General features: G+C 49.7%; 27 protein-coding genes. 22 read left to right on the top strand and 5 right to left on the bottom strand.

Going from position 1 to position 20431, the window contains the following annotated elements:
* Positions 1-214 precede the first annotated feature (214 nt).
* Complete coding sequence (locus ACIOZM_RS19010; RefSeq protein WP_401216336.1) at positions 215-1330, top strand: DUF4055 domain-containing protein; 1116 nt, start codon at positions 215-217, stop codon at positions 1328-1330.
* Positions 1331-1390: 60 nt separating this feature from the next.
* Here the strand turns inward: ACIOZM_RS19010 and ACIOZM_RS19005 are convergent, their stop codons facing one another.
* Positions 1391-1780 (bottom strand): hypothetical protein, encoded by a 390-nt coding sequence (locus ACIOZM_RS19005; RefSeq protein ID WP_401216335.1) that lies wholly within the window; start codon positions 1778-1780, stop codon positions 1391-1393.
* 200 nt (positions 1781-1980) lie between these two features.
* Here ACIOZM_RS19005 and ACIOZM_RS19000 point away from each other — a divergent pair, with 200 nt between their 5' ends.
* The 4 genes from ACIOZM_RS19000 (at position 1981) to ACIOZM_RS18985 (ending at position 5698) form a co-directional block, all read left to right on the top strand.
* Positions 1981-2346: a histone-like nucleoid-structuring protein, MvaT/MvaU family gene (locus ACIOZM_RS19000; RefSeq protein ID WP_401216334.1), complete on the top strand. Its 366-nt coding sequence runs from the start codon at positions 1981-1983 to the stop codon at positions 2344-2346.
* Between the two features lie 53 nt (positions 2347-2399).
* Positions 2400-2810, top strand: a complete 411-nt coding sequence (locus ACIOZM_RS18995) for a hypothetical protein (protein WP_401216333.1) — start codon at positions 2400-2402, stop codon at positions 2808-2810.
* A gap of 98 nt (positions 2811-2908) precedes the next feature.
* Complete coding sequence (locus tag ACIOZM_RS18990; protein WP_401216332.1) at positions 2909-4351, top strand: hypothetical protein; 1443 nt, start codon at positions 2909-2911, stop codon at positions 4349-4351.
* 138 nt (positions 4352-4489) lie between these two features.
* Positions 4490-5698, top strand: a complete 1209-nt coding sequence (locus ACIOZM_RS18985; RefSeq protein ID WP_401216331.1) for a hypothetical protein — start codon at positions 4490-4492, stop codon at positions 5696-5698.
* Positions 5699-5767: 69 nt separating this feature from the next.
* On the opposite strand, the gene ACIOZM_RS18980 is transcribed toward ACIOZM_RS18985, so the two are convergent.
* Positions 5768-5962, bottom strand: a complete 195-nt coding sequence (locus ACIOZM_RS18980) for a hypothetical protein (protein ID WP_401216330.1) — start codon at positions 5960-5962, stop codon at positions 5768-5770.
* Between the two features lie 460 nt (positions 5963-6422).
* Positions 6423-7349 carry a DUF4238 domain-containing protein gene (locus ACIOZM_RS18975; RefSeq protein ID WP_401216329.1) on the bottom strand — a complete coding sequence of 309 codons (927 nt, stop codon included), beginning with the start codon at positions 7347-7349 and terminating at the stop codon, positions 6423-6425.
* A 92-nt stretch (positions 7350-7441) separates the two neighbouring features.
* On the opposite strand from ACIOZM_RS18975, the gene ACIOZM_RS18970 reads away from it, so the two are divergent.
* Positions 7442-7921, top strand: coding sequence for a hypothetical protein (locus ACIOZM_RS18970; RefSeq protein ID WP_401216328.1), 480 nt, complete (start codon positions 7442-7444; stop codon positions 7919-7921).
* Positions 7922-8190: 269 nt separating this feature from the next.
* On the opposite strand, the gene ACIOZM_RS18965 is transcribed toward ACIOZM_RS18970, so the two are convergent.
* Complete coding sequence (locus tag ACIOZM_RS18965) at positions 8191-8457, bottom strand: hypothetical protein (RefSeq protein ID WP_401216327.1); 267 nt, start codon at positions 8455-8457, stop codon at positions 8191-8193.
* A 157-nt stretch (positions 8458-8614) separates the two neighbouring features.
* Between ACIOZM_RS18965 and ACIOZM_RS18960 the strand changes: the two genes are divergently transcribed.
* The 8 genes from ACIOZM_RS18960 (at position 8615) to ACIOZM_RS18925 (ending at position 15489) form a co-directional block, all read left to right on the top strand.
* Positions 8615-8953, top strand: a complete 339-nt coding sequence (locus ACIOZM_RS18960) for a hypothetical protein (protein WP_401216326.1) — start codon at positions 8615-8617, stop codon at positions 8951-8953.
* 19 nt (positions 8954-8972) lie between these two features.
* Positions 8973-9305 carry a hypothetical protein gene (locus ACIOZM_RS18955; RefSeq protein WP_198721880.1) on the top strand — a complete coding sequence of 111 codons (333 nt, stop codon included), beginning with the start codon at positions 8973-8975 and terminating at the stop codon, positions 9303-9305.
* A gap of 102 nt (positions 9306-9407) precedes the next feature.
* Positions 9408-10208: a hypothetical protein gene (locus tag ACIOZM_RS18950; RefSeq protein ID WP_401216325.1), complete on the top strand. Its 801-nt coding sequence runs from the start codon at positions 9408-9410 to the stop codon at positions 10206-10208.
* A 167-nt stretch (positions 10209-10375) separates the two neighbouring features.
* Positions 10376-11539 (top strand): P22 phage major capsid protein family protein, encoded by a 1164-nt coding sequence (locus ACIOZM_RS18945; RefSeq protein ID WP_401216324.1) that lies wholly within the window; start codon positions 10376-10378, stop codon positions 11537-11539.
* Positions 11540-11630: 91 nt separating this feature from the next.
* The gene (locus ACIOZM_RS18940) at positions 11631-11942 is read left to right on the top strand and encodes a hypothetical protein (protein ID WP_401216323.1); all 312 of its coding nucleotides are present in this window, start codon (positions 11631-11633) and stop codon (positions 11940-11942) included.
* A complete protein-coding gene (locus ACIOZM_RS18935; protein ID WP_401216322.1) occupies positions 11942-13726 on the top strand; it encodes a hypothetical protein in 1785 nt (594 codons plus the stop codon). Before ACIOZM_RS18940 ends, ACIOZM_RS18935 begins: the two co-directional genes overlap by 1 nt.
* A 49-nt stretch (positions 13727-13775) precedes the next feature.
* Entirely contained in the window at positions 13776-15116 is a 1341-nt protein-coding gene (locus ACIOZM_RS18930; protein WP_401216321.1) for a hypothetical protein, read from the top strand.
* Positions 15103-15489 carry a phage tail assembly chaperone gene (locus ACIOZM_RS18925; protein WP_401216320.1) on the top strand — a complete coding sequence of 129 codons (387 nt, stop codon included), beginning with the start codon at positions 15103-15105 and terminating at the stop codon, positions 15487-15489. Before ACIOZM_RS18930 ends, ACIOZM_RS18925 begins: the two co-directional genes overlap by 14 nt.
* Positions 15490-15667: 178 nt before the next feature.
* Here the strand turns inward: ACIOZM_RS18925 and ACIOZM_RS18920 are convergent, their stop codons facing one another.
* A complete protein-coding gene (locus ACIOZM_RS18920) occupies positions 15668-15925 on the bottom strand; it encodes a hypothetical protein (RefSeq protein ID WP_401216319.1) in 258 nt (85 codons plus the stop codon).
* Between the two features lie 66 nt (positions 15926-15991).
* On the opposite strand from ACIOZM_RS18920, the gene ACIOZM_RS18915 reads away from it, so the two are divergent.
* From ACIOZM_RS18915 to ACIOZM_RS18880, 8 genes are all read left to right on the top strand, one after another.
* The gene (locus tag ACIOZM_RS18915) at positions 15992-16204 is read left to right on the top strand and encodes a hypothetical protein (RefSeq protein ID WP_339101294.1); all 213 of its coding nucleotides are present in this window, start codon (positions 15992-15994) and stop codon (positions 16202-16204) included.
* A complete protein-coding gene (locus tag ACIOZM_RS18910; protein ID WP_401216318.1) occupies positions 16194-16658 on the top strand; it encodes a lysozyme in 465 nt (154 codons plus the stop codon). The genes ACIOZM_RS18915 and ACIOZM_RS18910 overlap by 11 nt, the downstream gene beginning before the upstream one ends.
* Positions 16655-17113, top strand: coding sequence for a lysis protein (locus ACIOZM_RS18905; protein WP_401216317.1), 459 nt, complete (start codon positions 16655-16657; stop codon positions 17111-17113). The genes ACIOZM_RS18910 and ACIOZM_RS18905 overlap by 4 nt, the downstream gene beginning before the upstream one ends.
* On the top strand, positions 17113-18066 hold the full coding sequence (locus ACIOZM_RS18900; RefSeq protein WP_401216316.1) for a minor capsid protein: 954 nt from the start codon (positions 17113-17115) through the stop codon (positions 18064-18066). Before ACIOZM_RS18905 ends, ACIOZM_RS18900 begins: the two co-directional genes overlap by 1 nt.
* 141 nt (positions 18067-18207) lie before the next feature.
* Complete coding sequence (locus ACIOZM_RS18895) at positions 18208-18573, top strand: phage protein Gp36 family protein (RefSeq protein WP_401216315.1); 366 nt, start codon at positions 18208-18210, stop codon at positions 18571-18573.
* A gap of 2 nt (positions 18574-18575) precedes the next feature.
* Positions 18576-19049, top strand: coding sequence for a phage virion morphogenesis protein (locus ACIOZM_RS18890; RefSeq protein ID WP_401216314.1), 474 nt, complete (start codon positions 18576-18578; stop codon positions 19047-19049).
* Positions 19046-19492: a hypothetical protein gene (locus ACIOZM_RS18885; protein ID WP_153350363.1), complete on the top strand. Its 447-nt coding sequence runs from the start codon at positions 19046-19048 to the stop codon at positions 19490-19492. Before ACIOZM_RS18890 ends, ACIOZM_RS18885 begins: the two co-directional genes overlap by 4 nt.
* A 41-nt stretch (positions 19493-19533) precedes the next feature.
* The gene (locus ACIOZM_RS18880; RefSeq protein ID WP_401216313.1) at positions 19534-20310 is read left to right on the top strand and encodes a hypothetical protein; all 777 of its coding nucleotides are present in this window, start codon (positions 19534-19536) and stop codon (positions 20308-20310) included.
* The last annotated feature ends 121 nt before the right edge of the window (positions 20311-20431 follow it).

The raw sequence follows: 20431 nt of genomic DNA, 5'->3' as shown, positions 1-20431 counted from the left end.
ATAAGAATAGGCGCTATATATGTCAGTTAGTCAACGCACTTTGCGCTGCCAGAAATACCATGATGATCGCGAGATTATCCGTGACTTGCTCGGTGGCACTAAGGCAATGCGAGCCCTAAGAACTAAATACCTGCCAATGGAGCCAGGGGAATCTCCGCCTTCGTACAAGCGAAGACTAGATCGGTCATATCTGGTTAATTTCTTCGATAGGATTGTGAAGAATCTCGCTGCAAAACCATTTACCCGTCCTGTTGGGGTTAAGAGTGAAACTCACCAAGAGTTCGCTGATGAATATTCCGTCAACGTTGATGGCAAAGGAACAGGGGTTACTGCGCTCGGCTCGACCATTCTTGAAGATGCAATCAGGATGGGTACGAGCTTCCTCTGTGCTGACAAGGCTGTAAACGGCGGCAGACCCTACCTGTATCATCTTCCTGGAGACCGTGTGCTCGGGTTTAGGATGGACGAAGACGACAAACTCACGGAAATCAGAATCAAAGAGTCTGCTGTGGTTGCTGACGGCGAATGGGGCGAAAAAGAGGTCACCCGAGTTCGCGTTTTCAAGAGGGACGGAGAAGTCGTGACATGGTCTCTCTACGATGGTGAAGATGGATCTCCTATCGCTCTTGAGCAGCCATTTGCTCTCAAAGAGATCCCTGTCGTCGCGGTGCATTCTTCGCCCGTCGTCGCAAGTGGCGAGTTGATGGCAGCGCCTCCGCTGATCGACCTTGCTTACGGGAACGTGCAGCACTGGCAAGAGAAATCTGATCAGCTAAATATTCTCCGGGTTGCCAGGATTCCCGTGCTTTTCGCCTCGGGCGTAGCTGATGACGCCTCTATTGCCATTGGTGCCGAGTACGCGATTAAGGGCGACATTGGGGCTGATCTAAAGTACGTCGAACACTCAGGTGCCGCGATTGGTGCCGGTCGTGATTCGATACGCGATCTTGAGATGCAGATGCAATCCTACGGCCTGGATATGCTTGAGAACACTGGTGTAGCTGAGACGGCTCAAGGGCGAACACTCAGGGCTGGCGAGACGAACAACCGGGTCGCAATGACTACCATCAATCTCAGCAGTGCTCTCTCTCAGGGCTTCGGTTGGCTCGCGTATTTCAACAGACTCCCTGACGCCGAATTTCATGTCGATATCAATACTGACTACGGCGTTACAAGTGATGCTCAGGAGCTCTCGACTCTCACCACGATGCGAACAATGGGCGACATCTCACGGGAAGACTACCTACAGGAAATGAAGCGCAGGAGCGTCCTTGGCAACGAATTCAACTTGGCTGACAACGAGGATCGGCTCTCAGTTGAGCTAGCCTGATATTACCCAGATAGAAAAAAGGCCATCACTGACAGCCTTTAGTTTCGATCAAATTTGCTGTTACATTCCTGCGGCGTTCAAAAGCGGATTACCGCTACCACCAGCGGTGCCGTTAGCTTTGTAAGCATTGAGCAGCACGCCGGATTTATTCCACTCAAACACGGTGGATTCCGATTTGTTCTCTCCCACGAAAGGAATCGCGGTGATCAGGGTGTACTGGTAAGTCCAGATCTCTTTGCCGCTGATTTCGTTGCGAACTGGCGGGTAACCGATGGAGGCGATTACGTCATCCTGGCGGGTCTTGCCTTTGACGAAGGTCGCCATCTTTTCAGGAGCAACATAGGTGCCGGTTTTCATGTCCAGTTTGTCAGCGACTTTATGCACACCGGCACAGCCAGTCAGCAGTGCTACCGATAGAGCGGCTGCAACGAATACTTTAAAACTCTTCAAGCTAATTTCCCTATATTTCTTAGATGATGGCGAATGGACAGCTTTGCGGCGGGCATCGTATAGTGATTTCTCGATGCAGTCATCCCCCTAAGGAGCCTGTTCTAGAGGGCTCTGGCATCCATCCTTTATTAGTACGCCGATTGCTAGACTAGGCACTGACCACAACTGGATAATGCCCCTTCATCCAACAGGAGCTCCAAATGTCCCGCCTTGCAGAATTCCGCCAGCTCGAAAAACACCTCGCCGAACAATTGGCAGCTCTTGAGGCCATGAAAGGCGACGAGGGCCTGAAGAAAGAAGTAGAGTTCGAAACCAAGCTCCGCGCCTTGCTTGCCGAGTACAGTTACAGCTTGCGCAACGTGATCGCTATCCTCGATCCCCAAGCATCCACACGCGCTCCTGCCGCAGCCGCTCCAAAGGCTGTGCGCAAGGCACGTGACGTCAAGATCTACAAGAACCCGAATTCCGGTGAGCTGATCGAGACCAAGGGTGGCAACCACCGTCAGCTGAAAGAATGGAAAAACGAGTTCGGCGCTGATGTAGTTGAATCTTGGCGCACTCAGTAAGACTGTTTGAGTACAAAAACAGGGGCCCACGGGCCCTTTGACATGGAGTCCATATGAGCGACGCACAAGATGCTGAACAATTCTCCGGTCTTTGGGCGCTCGCAGGCCGACCTGAGCTTTTCGATTCTGCGTATGAACTAGCCGATCTAAGGGATCAGGCGGCTCAGGCTGGGGTCGACCTAGCTACGTTCCTAATGGGCTATTGCCTCGCTGCGGAGCTCGGGAGTCAATTCCCACCTGGGAAAATCCTAAGTCGATTGGCTGTCTATCGGAAGGTTAAAGGGTTAGTGGAAGACTTTCAGCGCGATCCGACAGATTTATCTTGGATACCTGACCATCAGTCCAAGGAAAGCTATTTGGCCTTGATGAATGAAGCTGTCGACCGGATCGACGATCTCTATGCTGCCACGCTTGAGGAGGTTTCTGGTTACGAACCACCTGGTGGCAATGGCGCCACGATTTGAGTACAAACAATTAGGGCCCTGCGGGGCCTTTTTGCTATGTAGCACCTGAATCTATGTCCGCCGATTTGAAATCCCTTACTCAGTGAGACTGACAGATCATGAAGGAAACAGAAGATAGTGAGAAAATAAAGGCCCCGCCTGGATTTGACCGTTTCCTCCGGCTAGGGATGCTAATAGAGAGTGACACCAAGACGCTGATGGTTAGGCTTCTGCACTTAATTCGCGGAAATGGGATCTACAAAATGATTCCGTCACGCGAAAACCGTGAGAACTATCAAGAATTCATCTCCGCAGTGCATGATGGATGGAAGCTAGCACAGAAGCTCATAGTAATTGAAGTCTGTAAAAATCTGTCCGAGATATCATCGCTCGAAGCGCAGAAAAGTGACTTCCACATAAGAAAGAACTCAGTCGAGAAATCTAAAACCATTGAGAAGATAAAAAAGCTAAGCCTTGAAAACAATATGCTTCGCAGGTTTGTCGACTCTATTGTTTGGCATATGCTTTTTGATGAGCAATCAACAATTAGGCGATTGCCCATGAACAAGCATGGAGATAATCTCTCTATAAAAAATATTGAAGATATCCAAGAGGTCATAGACCAATATAACGAATGCCCTATGACCATAGCCATCATGGCGGATCTTACTACATTCGTTCATCATGGAGACATCGCACTTAGAAATAGTCAAGGAACATCGTTCGTCGAGGTTAAAAGCGGCAGCAAAAGCAAGGTATTGCTTGATGTCATGGAGCACTCAGAAGAACTTGGCTGCAAATTGGCAGAAACAATCCTCACCAAGGATTTTAGTAGATCTGAAAAGCAGCAGTACAAGCGAACTAAAAATCAGGCTGATCGAGCGAAGAACCTGTCATCAACACTGAAGACGAATGAGGGGTACGATCAATTAACTGGCAGAAAAGTAAAGATTACGGAAACCAAGTGCGATATAAAATACTACAATGACGAACTCTTGGATTGCCGAAAGAGACTGGAAGAGAATGGCACATATGCAATAAGCGTCATTGATTCATGTCTTTACGTTGGCATGTACAAAGAGCCGGAGTTCGCATATGTTGGGTTTAGCTCCTGGATGAGCATGTTGAAGTGCAGCAACCCAATATACAACCTGACAGATAGTTTCTTTGATGCGCTCGCTAGGCCTTTACCATCCCTCAATATGCCGACAGAATTTATTGAGGAGATAATAAACGGGAAGATCATTGTGATGGGATGTCTCAACACAAGGGGCTTTTTTGAATTATCACGAAGACTTTATCCGAGCATGATTACCTTGGCGCGACCTCCCCAAAACGCTGATATAGGAGCGATGCGTGTTGACGGGAAAGCCATGGCAATGTCTATGAGCGACCAAGGAATTCAAGGATACCTAGGAGATGGACTAATGAATCGTATGAGATTTGATCTTCAGAGTCCGAGGAGTATTTTGGAGAATCAGTACGCAACGACCAACAAATATTACTATATACCAGTGCATCACCAGGCATCGGATGACCTTGCGGAGGAATCTATTGGCTAGCTGAGGATATTATAAATCCACCCCAGCTGGCCAACCCCGCAGTGCTGGCAGTATGATATTGGTTTGAGTGCAAACGGGCCCTGCAGGGCTCTTTCAACATTGGTAGCGAGTGCTATTGATCCCAAGGGAGAGGAAATTATGAGTCAGCAAAGGAATTCAAAGGAGAAGTGGAACAGGATTGTCGAGGAAAACCGGCACCTGTCCATTGAGTACATAGAGAAACTTGCAAAGCCGATACTTGATGACCTCACATCTTGGGTGAACAGAAAGTTTTACAACCCATTAAATGGTGAGTTGACCTATAAAATACCACTTGATGAGCGAGTTAATGCTACCGCGACAACCGATGTTCTAGATCCAACGCATCCTATAATTGAAATGAATCTCGGAATGCTACGAGAAATATATCGGGATGCATTTGTATTTCCCTTGATGTCTGATATTTTCAGTGAAAAAACTTCTACTATTAAAGATTTAAATGAAGTTTTCCAAAGTGTTTGCTTAACATTCGGCTCTGGTGTTCCTCCGATTAATGCGAATCAACAAACCAAGCTATTTGATTTAATGAAACCTGCTTACGATGAGCGGCGGCATGAAAAACTGACCGATGATATGCTTGGCTCGAGATTCATGATGTTCGAACTGATGGTTGTATGGCTTTATTTTCATGAAGTAGGTCATCTCCTGCAACGACACTTTTTGCTAAAGATAATAAAGCCTGGAGATGAAATTGTTTGTGTGAGCGAGATGCAAGAGTCCGTCGACTTCCACTCGAAAGCGACAGATGAAAATTACTTTCTGAAATCTCAGGCTCGTGAAATTCTTGCAGACCTAGAGGGGGTTGACTTGACAATCTCTTACATGGTGAAGAACAAGCTATTCCATGTGCCTGGAATATACCTTCTCATGTGTGCGCAGGAGATAATGTTTCACCGCTTCTTCCAATCCTACCCAGAGAACTTCGAAATACCTGAAATCAAGCATCCTAATCCAATTGTTCGTGGTGAATATGTTCAGGGCTATTTAACAAATCTGGTTTTAGATACTTTAGTAAAAAACGGCTTTATAAGTGATCGAAAAGATGGTGGCTACCAAATTACATATCTTTCGACAAGGGCGTCATCAATGGCAGGTTTGTTTTGGGCCAATCGGTACGAAGAATTTGATGGAGGCGAACTTCCTACGTTCATGCGACTTGCATCCAAAGAAAATCATGAGCAGAAAATGCAGTATATTCACACAATGAGATATTGGATCGATTCTCAGCTGGAGAAAATCAAAGTCAACCATCTTTGCAGGCCCAACTTTATCGAATACTTTGAGGGATTGAAATTGTACCAAAAATAGGGGCGCAAGTTTTGATGATAGCAGGCTGCTCTTGATAGCTACCTGGCGCTATATCTTGTTGTCAAACCCTCAATGCCCATCCCGGCGCACCAGGTCTTTGTATCGCTCTCTGCTCTCAATGATCTGATCGCGAAGTTCTTCCGGGTCGATGCTCATGCAGCCTCCAAGCGGGACTTGGAGGGTTTTGAGGGCGTTTGCGGCTAAGATGAACTGCTCTTCTTCGATCTCAGTTCTTGTTTTCGGTCGACGTGTGAAGAGTTTCATAATCCTTTCTCCAGTCCGGAATCCACGACAGGTCGGCGTCTGGACTAATCGACTTGAGGTTTTTTCTGACTAAGTCCTGCACAGACGGTTGCTCAAAGTTGAACTCAATGATCTCGTGTAGTCGGCTTGCAATTTCCTTGCGGTCTTCAGTGTCGAATTGTTCCAGAGCCTTAAAGATAGAGATGGCACTATTCCAACCTATCCGAACAAGATCAATGTAACTACTGGCATAACTGTCAACGATATCCATGAAGCATCTCTATGAGTCTTGATGCTTGTATTATGCAAAATGAGATTGCGCGGTGTATATATGGATATTCAATCAGTAATTAGATTTGTCGACTTATAACTCTGAAGCCATTGAAAACCCAAGTGCGTATATCAGCGGCATACTCTTAAAATAATTTCCGCACTTCGTTTGCTAACAAACCTTGGGCAAAGAAAAAGGCCCTGGAGGGCCTCATGCTTTCGGAAGCTTTGTCTGCTTTATGATTTCCATGCTGTCCCCATACACGGTTTCATCACACCTGATGAGTATCTGTCTGTTGAGCGCCACGACTATCTCGTTAGTAGCTTCTACTTTGCCATTACCCCAGTTGTCTGAGTCATTTACCATGTAGGCAAGGGTTGGGGAAATGGGGAAATATAGGTCGGTATGTAAGGGTGGTATGCCATTAGGTTTACGATTGAGCACAGAGGGATGAACGTTGATCACCGGGTTGTCACTCGTAATGAACCGGGTATCCGTGTTGTTGATGAGCCAAACCACGTTTTTTGTCTCGTAGTACATGGCGGTGCTGTAGCCCATGTTGACTCCTACGAGGATAGCCATAAACCAGTTGTTTTTTTTGATCAGGTCGTTGATCACCTGATTATCTGAGCGAGCCGATGAGTCAACAATGTTACGGAAAACTTTTGTTCGCGAGAACTGGTGGCCCATATAGCTGATCAAGTTGTTCAACGCGTTTTCTTCATGCAAAGCTGAAAAATTACCAGCTCGTAATTCGTCGAGCGTCGGCCTAACGTCATTTTCAATCGTCGTGTGTAGTTCTTCGATTGTGTTGAAGGTGATCTCATCGCGCTTTGCTTTATCCTTGATTGGATCAAGCACGCCAAGAAGGCATGAATAGACGATCATCCTCTTTAGAAAACCATAATGGAGTGGCCGTGTTGCAGGAGTACATTGGCTTATCCAATATTCAAGAAACTCGACATCGATATTGTCTAGCGGGGTCAGCTTGTAGAACTCATATTCACGACCAAGCCCTTTGGTGCTCACGGCTTGGATGTTGCCCTTCTTTGTTCGATGAAAGACATCCCTCTGGTTATGTGACCAACCACGAAGGTAATGCGCCCAGATGTAGTGATTGCCACGTTTGATGTCCATCTTCGCTCCTTGTCCTGAAGGCATCTTGTCTGCGGCCCGGTTTGGAGTCAAACCGCGTTGCCTGGGCGTGGGCTCGGTGATAGGTTGCCGGGATGGATCAGCCACTGTTCGACCTCGACCTTTCGCGTGTTACTCGTGAGCACTACATCACCGGTAAAGCCGCGATCAATTTCCCATTTCCTGGTGTTACGACGGGTGGGTGGCACTTCATGTCCTACTGGAGTCAGGATTCCGGGGTCTGCAAAGTGTCGCTCGCCGGCGTCCATTTCCCCGACACCACGAGCTTCTTCGGTGACGCTGGGATAGTGGATGCCACCCAGGTGCTGGCTGACCGTGGGTGGGAGTCTGCGGGACGGACGACGTGGATGGCGGATCACTTCAGGGCTGCAGCAGATATGGTTGTCAGGTGGGCTCTCAGCGACTCTCAGCACTGCAACGTTGAGATAGAGGACTGGTTTCCTGATGACGAGGATCGACAGCGGTTCCTTGACCTCATTGGCGCTGCCAAGGGTCGGCTTCGGGAGATGGCCAGACTTCAGAAGGTTGAGCTATGGCTTGAAGGTCAGTGCTGACTTGGGTTCCGCATGATCAGGGCTTTGAATCGCTGGATTATCTCATCCCGCATCGCTCTATCGACACCAGCATCTCCCAGGCCTGCCTCTACAGCCTCCATTGTCTGAAAGTCGTACCAACCGTTACTCCTAGCGGAAGCCAGGAAATCAGCCCAGGTAATTGCCAGTCCTTCTATATTGATGATTCGGTCAATTGCGGGCCCAAGAGGCATTCCATGAGTGGCCTTTAGCTCAAATAACTTTTGACCGGAAAAAACTAAAGGGTTCATTTAGTTGAGATCCGTTTTTCTTTGGTCGCGGACTGCGCGGTAATGCTTCTTCAATTTCGCCTCGAATCGCGGAGTGTCAAGCCGCACACTCAGGGTAACCTCCGAAATAGACCTCCAACCCATAACATCGAACATTTCAATTCTGTCGATTGATCCGTCTGCTTCTCCACGCACAGTCCAGGCAGTGGAGTCGCTCTTTATAAAGTCGTAAAAGAGATTCGGGAAAAATGATGGATCATAGTGCTCAAACGCTGTTTTTTCGATCACGGGGCTGTCCTTGTTATTGTTATTTGTTGATCTGCTTGTAGTTTGGCAGTGAGCATCAGTACGTTCAATAGCCTCGATAAAAATAATTTGATTATTGCACTGCTCCATCAATACAATACAAATATTAGAAGAAGAGCCCAAGCTCTCAGGTATTAAAATGCAGACAATCCGCATCAAAGCACTGACCCCGCAAACCGAAGATATCTGTGCAATTCGCCTTATCGGCGGTTTCGACTCCGAAAGAAATCACTATCCAGCCCTCGACATGCTCAGGTTTGAGAACAAACGACAGCTTGAGTTGATTGCAGACTACGCTGAAGTCGGGTGTGCACTTTCTCTCAGGACTATTGAGAACTTTATTATCGGCGAGCTGGTTCGGGCAGATGATCTCGTGTTTGATGGTGTCAGGTATGTTTTCAACGTACAAAGTTTTTCTGAGCCAAAGAGTTTGGAATACCTGGTCTGGGAAGTCTTGGCGCAGATCATCGAAGAATAATAATAAGAGGAGAACGACGATGACCAAATTTGTAGAACAGTTCGACATGTACATGAAAGCGCATGAGGCCTTCAAGGCCGGAAGGAATACTGAAGGCTTGAGCGCAACACTCTTCCTGCTCGCCAATGGAATCGTTAAGCCCAATGCCAGGGAGTTGTACGAGCTCTGGGAATCTTCGGTTTATGGTGGTCGTGGCTCAGATGAACTGTTTCTCACGATTCTCGACCTTGGATTGATTCCCGACATTCTCAAAGATGCTAAAGCTGGTAGCTTCGACATTCTCAGCGAGTTCGTCGAAAGAGTTCAGAGTCTCGATCAAGATACGAAATATGCGATTCTGAAAGCTGTTTAAGATAGTCAAGGATTATTTTGCGCTAAATCCCCCAAGCCATTTTTTATGATATTATGTGTTCACAACATATAAAAACAATAAATGATCCTTGGGGGATTAAGAATGTTGAAGCAGCACAATAGTTTCGTTGTTTTCAAGGCGTATGGCGAAGAAGATGGCGGAACACAAGAGCCAGGGGCTCAACCAGTACCAATCACTTCCACTCCAGAATTCCAGGAAACTCTCAAAGCCGAACTAGCCAAGGCACTCGCTGCCGAAACTGGTGGTTTGAAGTCAAAGAATTCTGAGCTCAAGTCCGAGCGAGATAAGTTCAAGGCGCAAGCTGATGCCTTCGTTGCTCAAGCGCAAGAGCTGGAGGATCAAGAAGCACTAAAATCCGGCAAGATGGACTGGCAGGCGCTGATGGATAAGCGTATGCATGCCAATAACCAAACTTGGCAAGAACGCCTTCAGGCTGAGCAGTCCGAAAAGGATGAGCTTAGGAAAGCGATTGATGTCGAGAAAGGCAAGTTGAAGCAATTTCAAATTAAGCAACTCGTCGGGAATGCTGCACTTCAGAACCAGTTTCTAGCACCAACCGCTGTGAAAGATGTACTGAAGCTGGCTCCAGATATCTGGGATCTGGCAGACTCCGGAGAGCTAGTTGCAAGAGATCAGCACGGTAATGTGATACTCGGAAAAACAGGACGCGCACTGACCCCCAAGGAATGGATTTCTAGCCTTGAAGAAGAATACCCTCACTACTTCCCTGAATTAAAAGGTAGTGGTGCCAAGCAAGGGTCTGGTGGTAATGCACAAACTATGACTCGCCAGGAATGGCAGCAGAAATTGATGCTGGGCACAGCCCAAGAACAATCAGATCTGTTCGCCAAAAGATCGAAGGGCGAAATCGTAGTGAGCTAAGGAATACGGATGTATAGGAGGTTTAACTTCTTCTGCATTCACCAAGGTAGTACCTGGGGCTCACCCTGAGCTCCAGTTCCCAAGCTGGTCGGGCCAGCGACTGTTTTGCTCTGTGAGCAACAGATACCTCAAAAATACCAATACAACAATAATAAATAGGTATGCAAATGACGCAAAGTAATGCACTCGTTGTTCTTCCAGCTTATGGGAACGATTTCGAAGCACTAATCAATGAAACTATCCTTCCTGTCGCTATGTCACGCCTTCGTGGTCAGTTGACTATGCCCGGATTGATTACCGTAAACACGGCGGACGAGTCGAAAAAGGTCGGTGAGTCGATTCGGATCAACAAGCCTGTTGAGTTCGATGAAGCAGACGAACATGGGGTTGGTGGATCTGTTGCTACAGATCTCGAAGTCGAGAAGGTCGACCTGAAGCTGGATCGACATATCTATAAAGAATTCAAGATGTCCGACCGAGAATTCACGGGCATGCAGCCTGGTGTTATTCCTGATGCTCTCGGTGCCGCAGTGGACGTCCTGGCCAGAACCATCAACGAAGCTATCTTCGATCTCGTAAAAGAAGTTCCGTATCACTCTGGCGTTCTTGGGTCGATCAACCCACTAGATAAAAAAGACGTGATCAATGCGCGCAAAACACTCCACAACGCCAAAGTGCTGGGAGAGAAGACATTCGTCCTGACCTCCGACGGTGAGGCTGAATTGCTGGGTGTGTTCACAACTGGCAGCGACCAAGTGGCTGAGAAAGAAGGCGTAATCGGGCGTAGGTTCGGCCTCAATTGCTACAGCGATATCCAGGCACCGTTCCACTTTGCAGGCACAGCTTCTGAAAGCCAGTCCGCCACCATCTCGACCGCCGCCTCCGTTGGTACGAGTGTACTTGTGATCAAGGGCCTCGATCCTGCTGCGACCTTCGTTAGGGGTGACGTCATCAAGGTAGCTGGTGTCGATAGTCCTTTCTCTGTTGCTAAAGACGTTGCTGCAGATGGCACTGGCTCAGCAATCGTCACGATCCACGAAGTTATTAAAACGGATATTCCTGCAGGTGCTGCTGTCGCTGTAGCGAAAGACCACGGCTTCAACATCGCGTTCTCGAAGTCAGCGTTTGTCATCGCATTCCGTCAGCTTGAAACTCCTGCTAACGCTCCTGGCGTAACCATGGGATCGATGACAGACCCCGCAACTGGCGTAACCATGCGTCTGCTCAGCTCGTACAACTTCGCTACGGAGTCGACCCACTGGAAGCTGGAAATCCTGTTCGGATGCAAGGCAGTAGCTCCAGAACGTGCAATCCGCGTCGGCAGTCACTGATACACCGGGCTCGCCAGAGCCTAACCGCAACATCAAAGCCCTCGTTTGCTGCGCACCAGCTGCGGGGGCTTTCATCTTTCAGGAGCTCAGCATGAGTCAAGTTACAGCAACAATCGAACGCAATGGCGCAGTCCTGCCAATCGTTACTCCCGGCATTTCCAGGGGTAAATCAAGCCTTACCCAAGGCGCTACATTCACTACCCAAGTGATCCAAGGCCAAGCCATCTACGTCTTCTGCAAATCCCTAATCCATCTCGCCGAAGGCACCTCCGTCACTGAATCCGACGCGCCTATCGATGCTCGCGGCGGCGTGTATTTGAATGCAAACAGGGGTCGGCAGGTGAGCGTGCGGCTAATGGCTGGTGAAGATCCAGCAACCGTCTGGGTTCACGAGGTTCGCTGATGAATATTCTGGGTCGGAACCTGCTATCCCTCACGGTTTATCACCTACGCCGGGTCGTGCGCCTGGTGATCGGCTCGCCGGTTATCGATGACATCGTCGTGAATCCGGATGGCACCGTCGCGGTCGGTGGTAGCGGTGGCACTCCTGGGCAAACTATCGTAATCACGTTTCCTGATGGCAGCGTGGGTACTGGTGTTGTTGGCAACGGCGGTGGATGGACTGTGACGTCTCCGGGTGCTGTGAAACCTGTGCCGGGTGCACCGGATCTGATTGTTGACCAGGTTCCTACACCTGATAAACCTACTACCCCAGAGCCTGGCGAAGTTAAGCCTGGTGGGGGTGGCGGTACTGTAGTGGGTGGCGGTGGTGCGAATCCGGGTGATGACGTTGAAGTCACGCTGCCAGGTGGTGAGACAGGTTCTGGTGAGGCTGGGCCTGGCGGTGACTGGGAGGTTGAGTTTCCGGACGTGCCGCATGATCCAGATCTCGATCCAGGCGACGTCGGTGTCATCACGAATCCCAAGCCGGGTGAGCCGGTCGCGGATGACATAACGCCAAATCCGGACGGCTCAGTGACCGTCGGTGGTGGTGGCGCGAATCCTGGTGACCAGGTCACTGTCACTTTCCCTGACGGCACTACGGGCACCGGAACTGCAGACGAAAGCGGTGACTGGTCTGTCGTGTCACCAGGTGCGCAAGATCCTGCAACCAAGCCAGGTGATGTGACTGTGGACGCCAAGCCAGATCCCATGGCTGGATCGGTATCTGCGCCGGACGCAATCTATGCTGACATTGCTGGCCTGGAGTTCACTGAGGTCGCTGATGATGGCAGCTATATCTCGTGGGAGCAGTTCGTCGAGCAGCTCAAGCGAATCACCGGAATCAACACTACAGCTAATAGATCGATCAGCTTCGGCGGTGTTCATGGCTTGCCGAAAAGAATCCTGAAGTCAGGTGAGACGTACATCGCTGCATTTGATGGGCAGTACGTGATATTCGACAGTGAGAACGAACTGACGCAGGGAACCGCCAGGATTGTCGAGAAGAACTACATCTCAGACCGGGCTTGCGACGTGTTCAAAACGGAGCACACGGCTTACTACCTGCGCAGCGACAATGGCCTCGACAGGCTCACTAGACTTGACGGCTCAGACACCCCAATTGCTCTCGATATCGCAGGCTCCTACGGCGATCTGAAGCTCCCTGCGATGTCTAGCCTTGGCGACGAAGACTGGCTGGTAAATACAGACTTCACCATCTCTTACCTGATCAATCCATTGACCCTCGCTGTCAGGCCCGGCCCAGTTTTCAGCGACGTAACCCTGCAGATTGAGGGCTCGGGTGCTGAGGTGGCATCGTCGAATGGGCGTGTATTCGCGAGTGCCAAGCGCACAAGCAATCAGAGCTCTGCCATCTTCGAATTCACTGAAACCACTCACAGCTTGGTCAGCGAGAACGGTGGAAAGATCGTTGCCGGTGACACCAACATGCACATCATGAGCGGTTCAGACCTTCGAGTAGTCAACTTGTCGACAGGCAGCGTCCAGACCGCGACTCTGGGTAGCGCTTTGTCCCAAGGCTATTCACGAGGAGATTTCGCGATCTTCGTCAACGGCGATGTGTCGCTAACTGTTACCTACGATGCCGGTAAGACATTCTCAAAAGTATTCCCTGTCGAGGGCGATTCAAGTCTGAAATGGCTCGACATCGAAGACTCATCCTTGTTGGTTACGAGAAACTTTAGAGACTTCGACATGCTTGAATATCAACTCATCGAAGAGTGATATAATATCAACATAATAAGATTTGCATTCAAAGCAAACAGGATTTCGAATGACAACTAATAAAAAGCGTCCAAGTGACATTGCAACTGCCTGGGACGGGAATCTCGATGCAGTTATTCATATTCATCGACCAGGTAACTCTCAAAAGGCTTCTGCTCGCCAGATTGTGGATGCAGTAGTCGCTGCTATTCCTACACCTGAGCCGGGAGAAGAAACACCTGTGTCAGGCATTGAAACTGGCACAATTGTAATGCTCCCTGAAGGTTCCTACACTGATTACTTTGAGTGTGATGGAAGCATCAAGGAGAGTTCTCTAGCTTCAGTGCTTGCTGGCATCATCAATGGTGGTGCACCGAAGTATCAAAGCATCCTGTCGAGTAGTATTTCCCGTAAATCGATGACAACCGGCGAAGTATTGGATGCCGTCTATTTCAAGGGGCTTCTGTTTACTCTTAATAGCGTTACTCCATTCATTACGGCTTATGATTCGAGTTTCAATCTGGTTTATTCCAACGCATCGGCATTAGGTCACAAACGCCTGGTGGTTACGGACAGCGCTCTTTACTTTCTAAATAGCAGCTACAACATTTACTGCGTCCAGGTGAACGGTTCTACAGTCACTGCTGCATATGCTGGTGAATCTTCGCAATCTACAAATGGTGGATTCAGCGCTGTCAGTGTTTCCGCCGATGAAGACCTGTTTTGCTGGATCTCCCTACGTCGCCTGTACAACCCTAAAACAAACACAAAGCGAAACCTTTCTGGCGTTTTCTCTATTGGCGGGCTCGACCAGGGAAGCACCATAGTGAAGACAGAAAGCGGTCGCATTTTCTTCGTTGGTACGTATGGAGCTTCAGCCCCTGGCCTGTATGAGATGTTCCTGGATACTGCGGTTCCGACCGTCACATCTGCCAAGCTTGTTCAGTCGATTTACCCTGCGCCTGACACGATCAAATGTGCGGGTGACTTCGTCTATTTCGGCGTCGCTGGTATTCAATACAAGCTCAATGCTCGGACGGATCGAGTTACCTCAGTCACTTCGCCGTATTTTGTCAACGCAACTGCTGTCACTCACAGCATCTCTTGTCACAACAATTTCCTATTTGTAAACGGTTTACGGGCTACAGCGAATAACTTCGGGTACGTGTCATTCGACTACGGAAATACTTTCACCAAGCTGCCTGCGTACAACACGAAACTGGCTGGAATGCTGATTGATCCTGTTGCTCACAAAGCCATCTATTTCGGTGATAGCGGCACCGTGGGCTCTGCTGACGGGTCAACCGGCAACGTGGAAATCCATCAGCTCACTCTGCTCGATAATAACTATTTCAAACTGCCTCTCGTGGCAGGGGCGTCCGAGGGGTACAGGTTCTATGTCAAAAAATAAGTTGCATTACGACAACTCAGGATACGTTTACGGGTACGGCGACCTGCCGAGCACCCAGTTCGTTGAAGTCGAGAATTTTGAAGAGGCCCTCCAGGCGTTCTCGGGCCGGAAGTCCCTGCGCATCGTCGATGGTGAGCTGGTGATCGAGGTCTCACGCGAAGAAAAGATGAAGGAAGTCCTGAGGGCTCGTGATGAGTTGATGGCTGATTCTGATCTGTTTCGCGTGAGACTGCTCGACAGCGAAGACATCGCGGGCACTATCGACACGCTGGGTAGGCAGCGACTGGCTATCTACAGGCAGGCATTGCGCGACGTAACTCTGCAAGACCCATTTGCCGTCAACTGGCCAACTTTGGAGACAAACGATGAGTAAAAATAGTGTGTGGCTGGAGCTTGATGGGGATCGAGTGCTGGTGGATGCTGGTAGTGCTGCTGAGGGATATTGGCGAGGGCTGTGGTATTGCGAGCCTGGATCTGTTGCGCCTGATCAACCTGAGGCTCCTGTTGAGAAGCCTGCCAGGAAAGTGCGGGTCAAAAAGGTTGTCGAGGGCTCAGATTCCTAAGTCTTCTTCAAGTTTCATACCGCGCATGAGGCGCTCGTCTGCGAATATCTCCAGGGCTTTTTTCTTAACTGCATCAGCGAACTCAGTAATTGGTTGTCCGTTATCAATCGCCTCACGCTGATATTCAGTAGCGCGTTCAATCACTCGAACGTAGTTGTACTCACCGTGCTTCTTTAACGCGACGTGGAATGGGTTCGCAGGGTCAAAGTTTTCAAGTGCTTGTGCAACTGCGGACTTTACGCTCATAAACACTTATCCGATTAAAGTGATACAATAAATAATAGACTCACATAATAAATAGAAGAAAGTCTAATGTCAATTTCCCAATATGTCACGGTTGAGGCTACCAAGCTTTCGCCGCCAGTCGCAGTAATTACGGCTTCAATAAGCGGAATGTCAGTCGACGACTGGATTAAAGCCCTGACGGTTTTATATCTTGTTTGCCAAATTACATTCTCTGTACTGAAGAATAGGCGCGAAGCTAAAGAGAGCGAGGCAAAGAAGGTAGTCGGCGATGCCGAATAAGCGTATTGCTGGATATACCCTCGCGGCGACTATTAGTATTGCCACTGCTGTTGTTGCCAGCTTTGAAGGACTTCGAACTACAGCCTATCTAGATCCAATCGGAATTCCCACTATCTGTTACGGACACACAGCTACGGCAAAGATAGGCGACAGCAAAACACCAGCCGAATGTACAGAACAGCTTAGTAAAGATCTGCTAATCGCAATCCAGGATGTTGAGAGCCGGGTGAAAGTTGACATGAGTGTTGAACGTCGTGCCGCGCTTGTTTCTTTTGTATACAACGTGGGTGGTACGAAGTTTGGGAGCTCAACTCTGCTGAAGAAGCTGAATGGTGGCGACGTCCGTGGTGCCTGCGCTGAGCTGTCGAAGTGGGTGTACGCCGGGGGTGTGAAGCTCAAAGGGCTTGTTACTAGGCGCGCTGAAGAACGTGCGCTGTGTGAGATCGGGCTATGAACAAGTACCTGCTGATCGCTCTGTTCGCCATGGCGGCGCTTGTCAGTTGCCTCGTTCTGAAGCATGAGCGTGATGGGCTTATTGGCAGCCTAGAGGCGTCGAACGCTCGCGTGGCGCAGCTGGAATCCGATGCTACGTCTGCCGCCTTGGCACTTCAAGCTCGTGATGCCTTGGACAAAAAACAATACGAAGAGATGACCAATGCAAAAAACGAAAATGAAGGCCTTCGCGCTCAGCTCTCTGCTGGCACTAAGCGGCTGCTCGTCCGCGCCAATTGTCCAAAGCAGCTGCCAACCGTTGCCGGAACCACCAGCGTGGATGATGGAGCAGAACCAGCGCTTACAGCCGTTGCTGGACAGGATTATCTACGTCTCAGAGAGCAAATAATCGTTACTGAGGCTCAGCTCGCTGGGCTAAAGGAATACATCCGTCAGGTCGTCCAGGTGGTGAAGTGATGGCAAGCCTGGCAGACAAGACAATCAAGCATCAGATCGCTCTCAGGGGGCAGTTCACACGCATCGCAAAGCAAGCTGCGCTGCATCTGCAGACTCTCAAAGGGGCAGTGAAGGCCGAGTTGGATGAGGCAATGACGGCGCGTAAATGGACTGCTGTAGCGCGACTGCGAAAGACGTTCGTGACAATCGACAAGCTCATTGTTGACGAGTACGAATTGATGTCAGACACGCTCAAGCGCGAGCTCGGCGACCTGTTTGTTTACGAGTCCGAGTTCACAAGCAAGCTGCTGGGGTTCGATTTCAGCAACAGCCTGGTCACAGAAAAGCTTGTCGAGAGCATCGTGAGTAGTGACCCTTTTGACGGCAAAATTCTCGGGGAGTGGCTCGACGAGCAGAAGCTTGCGACACAGATCAAAGTGAAGCAGACGATCCGGCTTGGCGTGCTGAATGGGCTGACGACATCTCAGATCACTGCCGGTTTATACGCTGATCCAGGCAACCCTTTTGTCGGTGCGAAGCGCAATGCCGAGATCATGGTTCGTACAGCCTCAGCGCATGTGACGTCCCAGGCTTCGCTCAAGACTTTTGAGCGGGTTGGGTTCGGGTCGTATCAGTTAAGTGCAGTGCTCGATTCCAGGACGACTCCGGTGTGCCGTGCCCTCGACGGCAAGATCTATAAGACTTCGGACAAGGGCCGCAAGGTGCCTCCATTTCATCCAGGGTGCAGGACGGTAATGATCGCCGTCAGTGATGATGAACCGGCATTCAAAGACGGATACGAAGACTGGCTTGGGAAGCAGAGCACTGCAGAGCAGGAGTCGATTCTGGGCCCGGCTAGGTTCAGGCTTTGGAAGTCCGGCCAGCCCTTGGACAGCTTTGTCGATCTCGATACTCATCATGTGATCCCCCTCGATCAACTGAGATCAAAAGAAGTTTTTCTTAATCAAGAATGACTCGTACCACCCGCTCACAGCTACCCCCACTACCACCTCTTTATTTAAGAGAAAGAAAAGAAAGCGACAGGTAGATGGGGTGGATCAACAACCGCCAAGGGGCGGAGACAACACAGCAACTTTGGCTAAGAGAAACGCTTCATGACTTACGCAAGCTACGAAGACTTTAGAAATGAGTTCGGTGACGATGATCTCCCCGATGACCCTGAAACAAGGGTAGTCAGGGCCATCGACCGCGCATCACGACTGGCTGACACATACATCCGCTCAAATGGCATCTCCGTGCCCCTGGTCGACCCAGTAGCTATCGCAGACGTCCGTGGGCCCGTCTTGGATATAGCCCGCTACAATGCTTGGCCCGACGCTGACAGCGAAAATCTTCGAAAGCGCTACGAAGACGCCATCGCTTTCCTGGAGGGCATCGCCACGGGCAAGATCCACCTTGTCTCGCAGGGCCAAACCACCACGGGCTCAAAGCTCACTAATATCCGTCTTTTCCGAGCCTGATCATGATCCCGGTCATAGCCAGAGCTCTGGCAGCATCGTCATCCGGCGACAGGTCAGTCGAGCTCGTAGCGAACACGAAGCAGCTTCAAGCCCTGGCAGCGAAGGTGAAGAAGCTTGGCCCGAACAACCCTCACATCCGCGCAGGTTTGCAGGAAGTCGCGGCACTTTGGGAAAACCGGATCAAAGCCAATTTCCGTCGCTCGATCAACCCGTACGGTGACAAGTGGCCAGACATCACCCACCGCAAAGGTCAGCCCCTGATCGACACGGGGATGCTCCGCAACAGCATCAGTAGTGAGGTTCGTGGACTCAGCATAGTCCTCGGATCACCCCTTGAATATGCAGATGCCCATCAGAACGGCATTAGGGTTAAGCAGCGCATGTTCCTTCCAAGCAAGGAGCGTGGACTGCCGGACAAGTGGAAAAATGAGTACGTGAAAATACTAATAAGAAATGTCGAAAAGGCACTCGCATGAACATCTCCGACCACCTAGAACTAATTAAAACCCAGCTCGAAGCTTTGCCGTCAAAACCAACCATCAAATTCTTCTCTGGCGAACTCGAAGTAGACGACCTGAAGAATCTCAAACTTGATGGTAAACGCCCGTACATCCTTCTCTCCTGCGGCGGCGGCAACGTCCCTGACAGAAACTCCAGAGTGAAACTAGAGTTAGACGCAATGTTTGGAGCTTGGGTCATCGGCAAGATAGATCCAACAACCCACGGAATGTCATCTATAGCTGCTGACACCGCTGTAGAGATTGCCAAGATGATTGAGAACTTCCGTGGCGACCCTAAAACAAATACAAAGATCCCCGTGTTACAATTAATCAAAGAAGCATTCAACGGTGTTACTGACGGCAAGTCAGACTTTAGCGCCTGGTCAGTTATCTGGTCGCAACGAATCGTGCTCGTTTGAGCTCAAAATAAAAACCCATAATAATAAGAATAGGTACATATATGTCTTACGGATTTAACTCTCCAGACAACACGATTGGCTGGATCGGTAACGGCGGAGTCATGATCGAGCGACTTGACTCCAGCGACCAGCCGGTCAGTGGCGCATTATTTGTTGGACAGGCATCATCAGCGAGTCTTGCTTTAAGCTCTGATAAAGTAGAGATGCTGGACTTGGTTTATGGAACGCTTGGTGTCGCTCAGTCAAAAGTTATCAAAAACACTGCTGACCTGGACATTACCCTCAAGTCGTTCAACCCAGACGTGCTAGCTCTCGTTCTGTACGGCGATGTCCACAAGGATGTTGCGGTGCCGGGTGCCACCGCTTCAATCACGGCGTTCAAGGAGTCCAATGTTATCGTCCCAGGTATCATCTCCTTGCTGACCAGCGTAACCATCAAGGGAGATGCTGAGCCTCTGATCGAGGGCCAGGACTACGTTATCTCCAATGGTTCGCTCTACTTTCCAAAAACGTCGGCAATCCAGGACGGTGATGTGGTCGATGTGGTTTATGAGAAAGCTGCTGTCCGAAGGATTGAAGGCTTCACGAACAGCGGCGTGAACGTTCGCATCACTTTCGACGGGAAGAACATTGCTGCTGACGACGCTCCGGTGAAAGTTGTTTACCACAAAGTCTCTCTATCACCTGCAGCCCAGCGTCAGCTCCTGTCTTCTGACTACGCTGACCAGCAGATCAAGGGCACCCTCCTGGTATCGAAAGCAGTTACGGGGGCTGGACTCTCCAAGCTGTTCGTTGAAGCGCATGTAACGGCAGCCTGATGAGCTGGATGCATAAGGGGCCCGCAGTTATTCCCCCCAAAGGGAAAACATAGTTTTTTCATGCGGTTTGTCGCTACTAAAATACCCCTCTTTGAGAGGGGTTTTTTTCAAACCTCGCGAG

The sequence above is a fragment of the Pseudomonas sp. NPDC087346 genome (genome assembly GCF_044744235.1).
In the GTDB taxonomy this organism is placed as follows: Bacteria; Pseudomonadota; Gammaproteobacteria; order Pseudomonadales; family Pseudomonadaceae; genus Aquipseudomonas.
Note: the sequence above shows the minus strand (reverse complement) of the source record. Positions and strands in the feature narration are given on the sequence as shown.

Coding starts and splice junctions, on each gene's coding strand:
- ACIOZM_RS19000 (WP_401216334.1), top strand. CDS start 1,981: ATGTCCCGCCTTGCAGAATTCCGCCAGCTCGAAAAACACCTCGCCGAA.
- ACIOZM_RS18995 (WP_401216333.1), top strand. CDS start 2,400: ATGAGCGACGCACAAGATGCTGAACAATTCTCCGGTCTTTGGGCGCTC.
- ACIOZM_RS18990 (WP_401216332.1), top strand. CDS start 2,909: ATGAAGGAAACAGAAGATAGTGAGAAAATAAAGGCCCCGCCTGGATTT.
- ACIOZM_RS18985 (WP_401216331.1), top strand. CDS start 4,490: ATGAGTCAGCAAAGGAATTCAAAGGAGAAGTGGAACAGGATTGTCGAG.
- ACIOZM_RS18980 (WP_401216330.1), bottom strand. CDS start 5,962: ATGAAACTCTTCACACGTCGACCGAAAACAAGAACTGAGATCGAAGAA.
- ACIOZM_RS18975 (WP_401216329.1), bottom strand. CDS start 7,349: ATGGACATCAAACGTGGCAATCACTACATCTGGGCGCATTACCTTCGT.
- ACIOZM_RS18970 (WP_401216328.1), top strand. CDS start 7,442: ATGGATCAGCCACTGTTCGACCTCGACCTTTCGCGTGTTACTCGTGAG.
- ACIOZM_RS18960 (WP_401216326.1), top strand. CDS start 8,615: ATGCAGACAATCCGCATCAAAGCACTGACCCCGCAAACCGAAGATATC.
- ACIOZM_RS18955 (WP_198721880.1), top strand. CDS start 8,973: ATGACCAAATTTGTAGAACAGTTCGACATGTACATGAAAGCGCATGAG.
- ACIOZM_RS18950 (WP_401216325.1), top strand. CDS start 9,408: ATGTTGAAGCAGCACAATAGTTTCGTTGTTTTCAAGGCGTATGGCGAA.
- ACIOZM_RS18945 (WP_401216324.1), top strand. CDS start 10,376: ATGACGCAAAGTAATGCACTCGTTGTTCTTCCAGCTTATGGGAACGAT.
- ACIOZM_RS18940 (WP_401216323.1), top strand. CDS start 11,631: ATGAGTCAAGTTACAGCAACAATCGAACGCAATGGCGCAGTCCTGCCA.
- ACIOZM_RS18935 (WP_401216322.1), top strand. CDS start 11,942: ATGAATATTCTGGGTCGGAACCTGCTATCCCTCACGGTTTATCACCTA.
- ACIOZM_RS18930 (WP_401216321.1), top strand. CDS start 13,776: ATGACAACTAATAAAAAGCGTCCAAGTGACATTGCAACTGCCTGGGAC.
- ACIOZM_RS18925 (WP_401216320.1), top strand. CDS start 15,103: ATGTCAAAAAATAAGTTGCATTACGACAACTCAGGATACGTTTACGGG.
- ACIOZM_RS18920 (WP_401216319.1), bottom strand. CDS start 15,925: ATGAGCGTAAAGTCCGCAGTTGCACAAGCACTTGAAAACTTTGACCCT.
- ACIOZM_RS18915 (WP_339101294.1), top strand. CDS start 15,992: ATGTCAATTTCCCAATATGTCACGGTTGAGGCTACCAAGCTTTCGCCG.
- ACIOZM_RS18910 (WP_401216318.1), top strand. CDS start 16,194: ATGCCGAATAAGCGTATTGCTGGATATACCCTCGCGGCGACTATTAGT.
- ACIOZM_RS18905 (WP_401216317.1), top strand. CDS start 16,655: ATGAACAAGTACCTGCTGATCGCTCTGTTCGCCATGGCGGCGCTTGTC.
- ACIOZM_RS18900 (WP_401216316.1), top strand. CDS start 17,113: ATGGCAAGCCTGGCAGACAAGACAATCAAGCATCAGATCGCTCTCAGG.
- ACIOZM_RS18895 (WP_401216315.1), top strand. CDS start 18,208: ATGACTTACGCAAGCTACGAAGACTTTAGAAATGAGTTCGGTGACGAT.
- ACIOZM_RS18890 (WP_401216314.1), top strand. CDS start 18,576: ATGATCCCGGTCATAGCCAGAGCTCTGGCAGCATCGTCATCCGGCGAC.
- ACIOZM_RS18885 (WP_153350363.1), top strand. CDS start 19,046: ATGAACATCTCCGACCACCTAGAACTAATTAAAACCCAGCTCGAAGCT.
- ACIOZM_RS18880 (WP_401216313.1), top strand. CDS start 19,534: ATGTCTTACGGATTTAACTCTCCAGACAACACGATTGGCTGGATCGGT.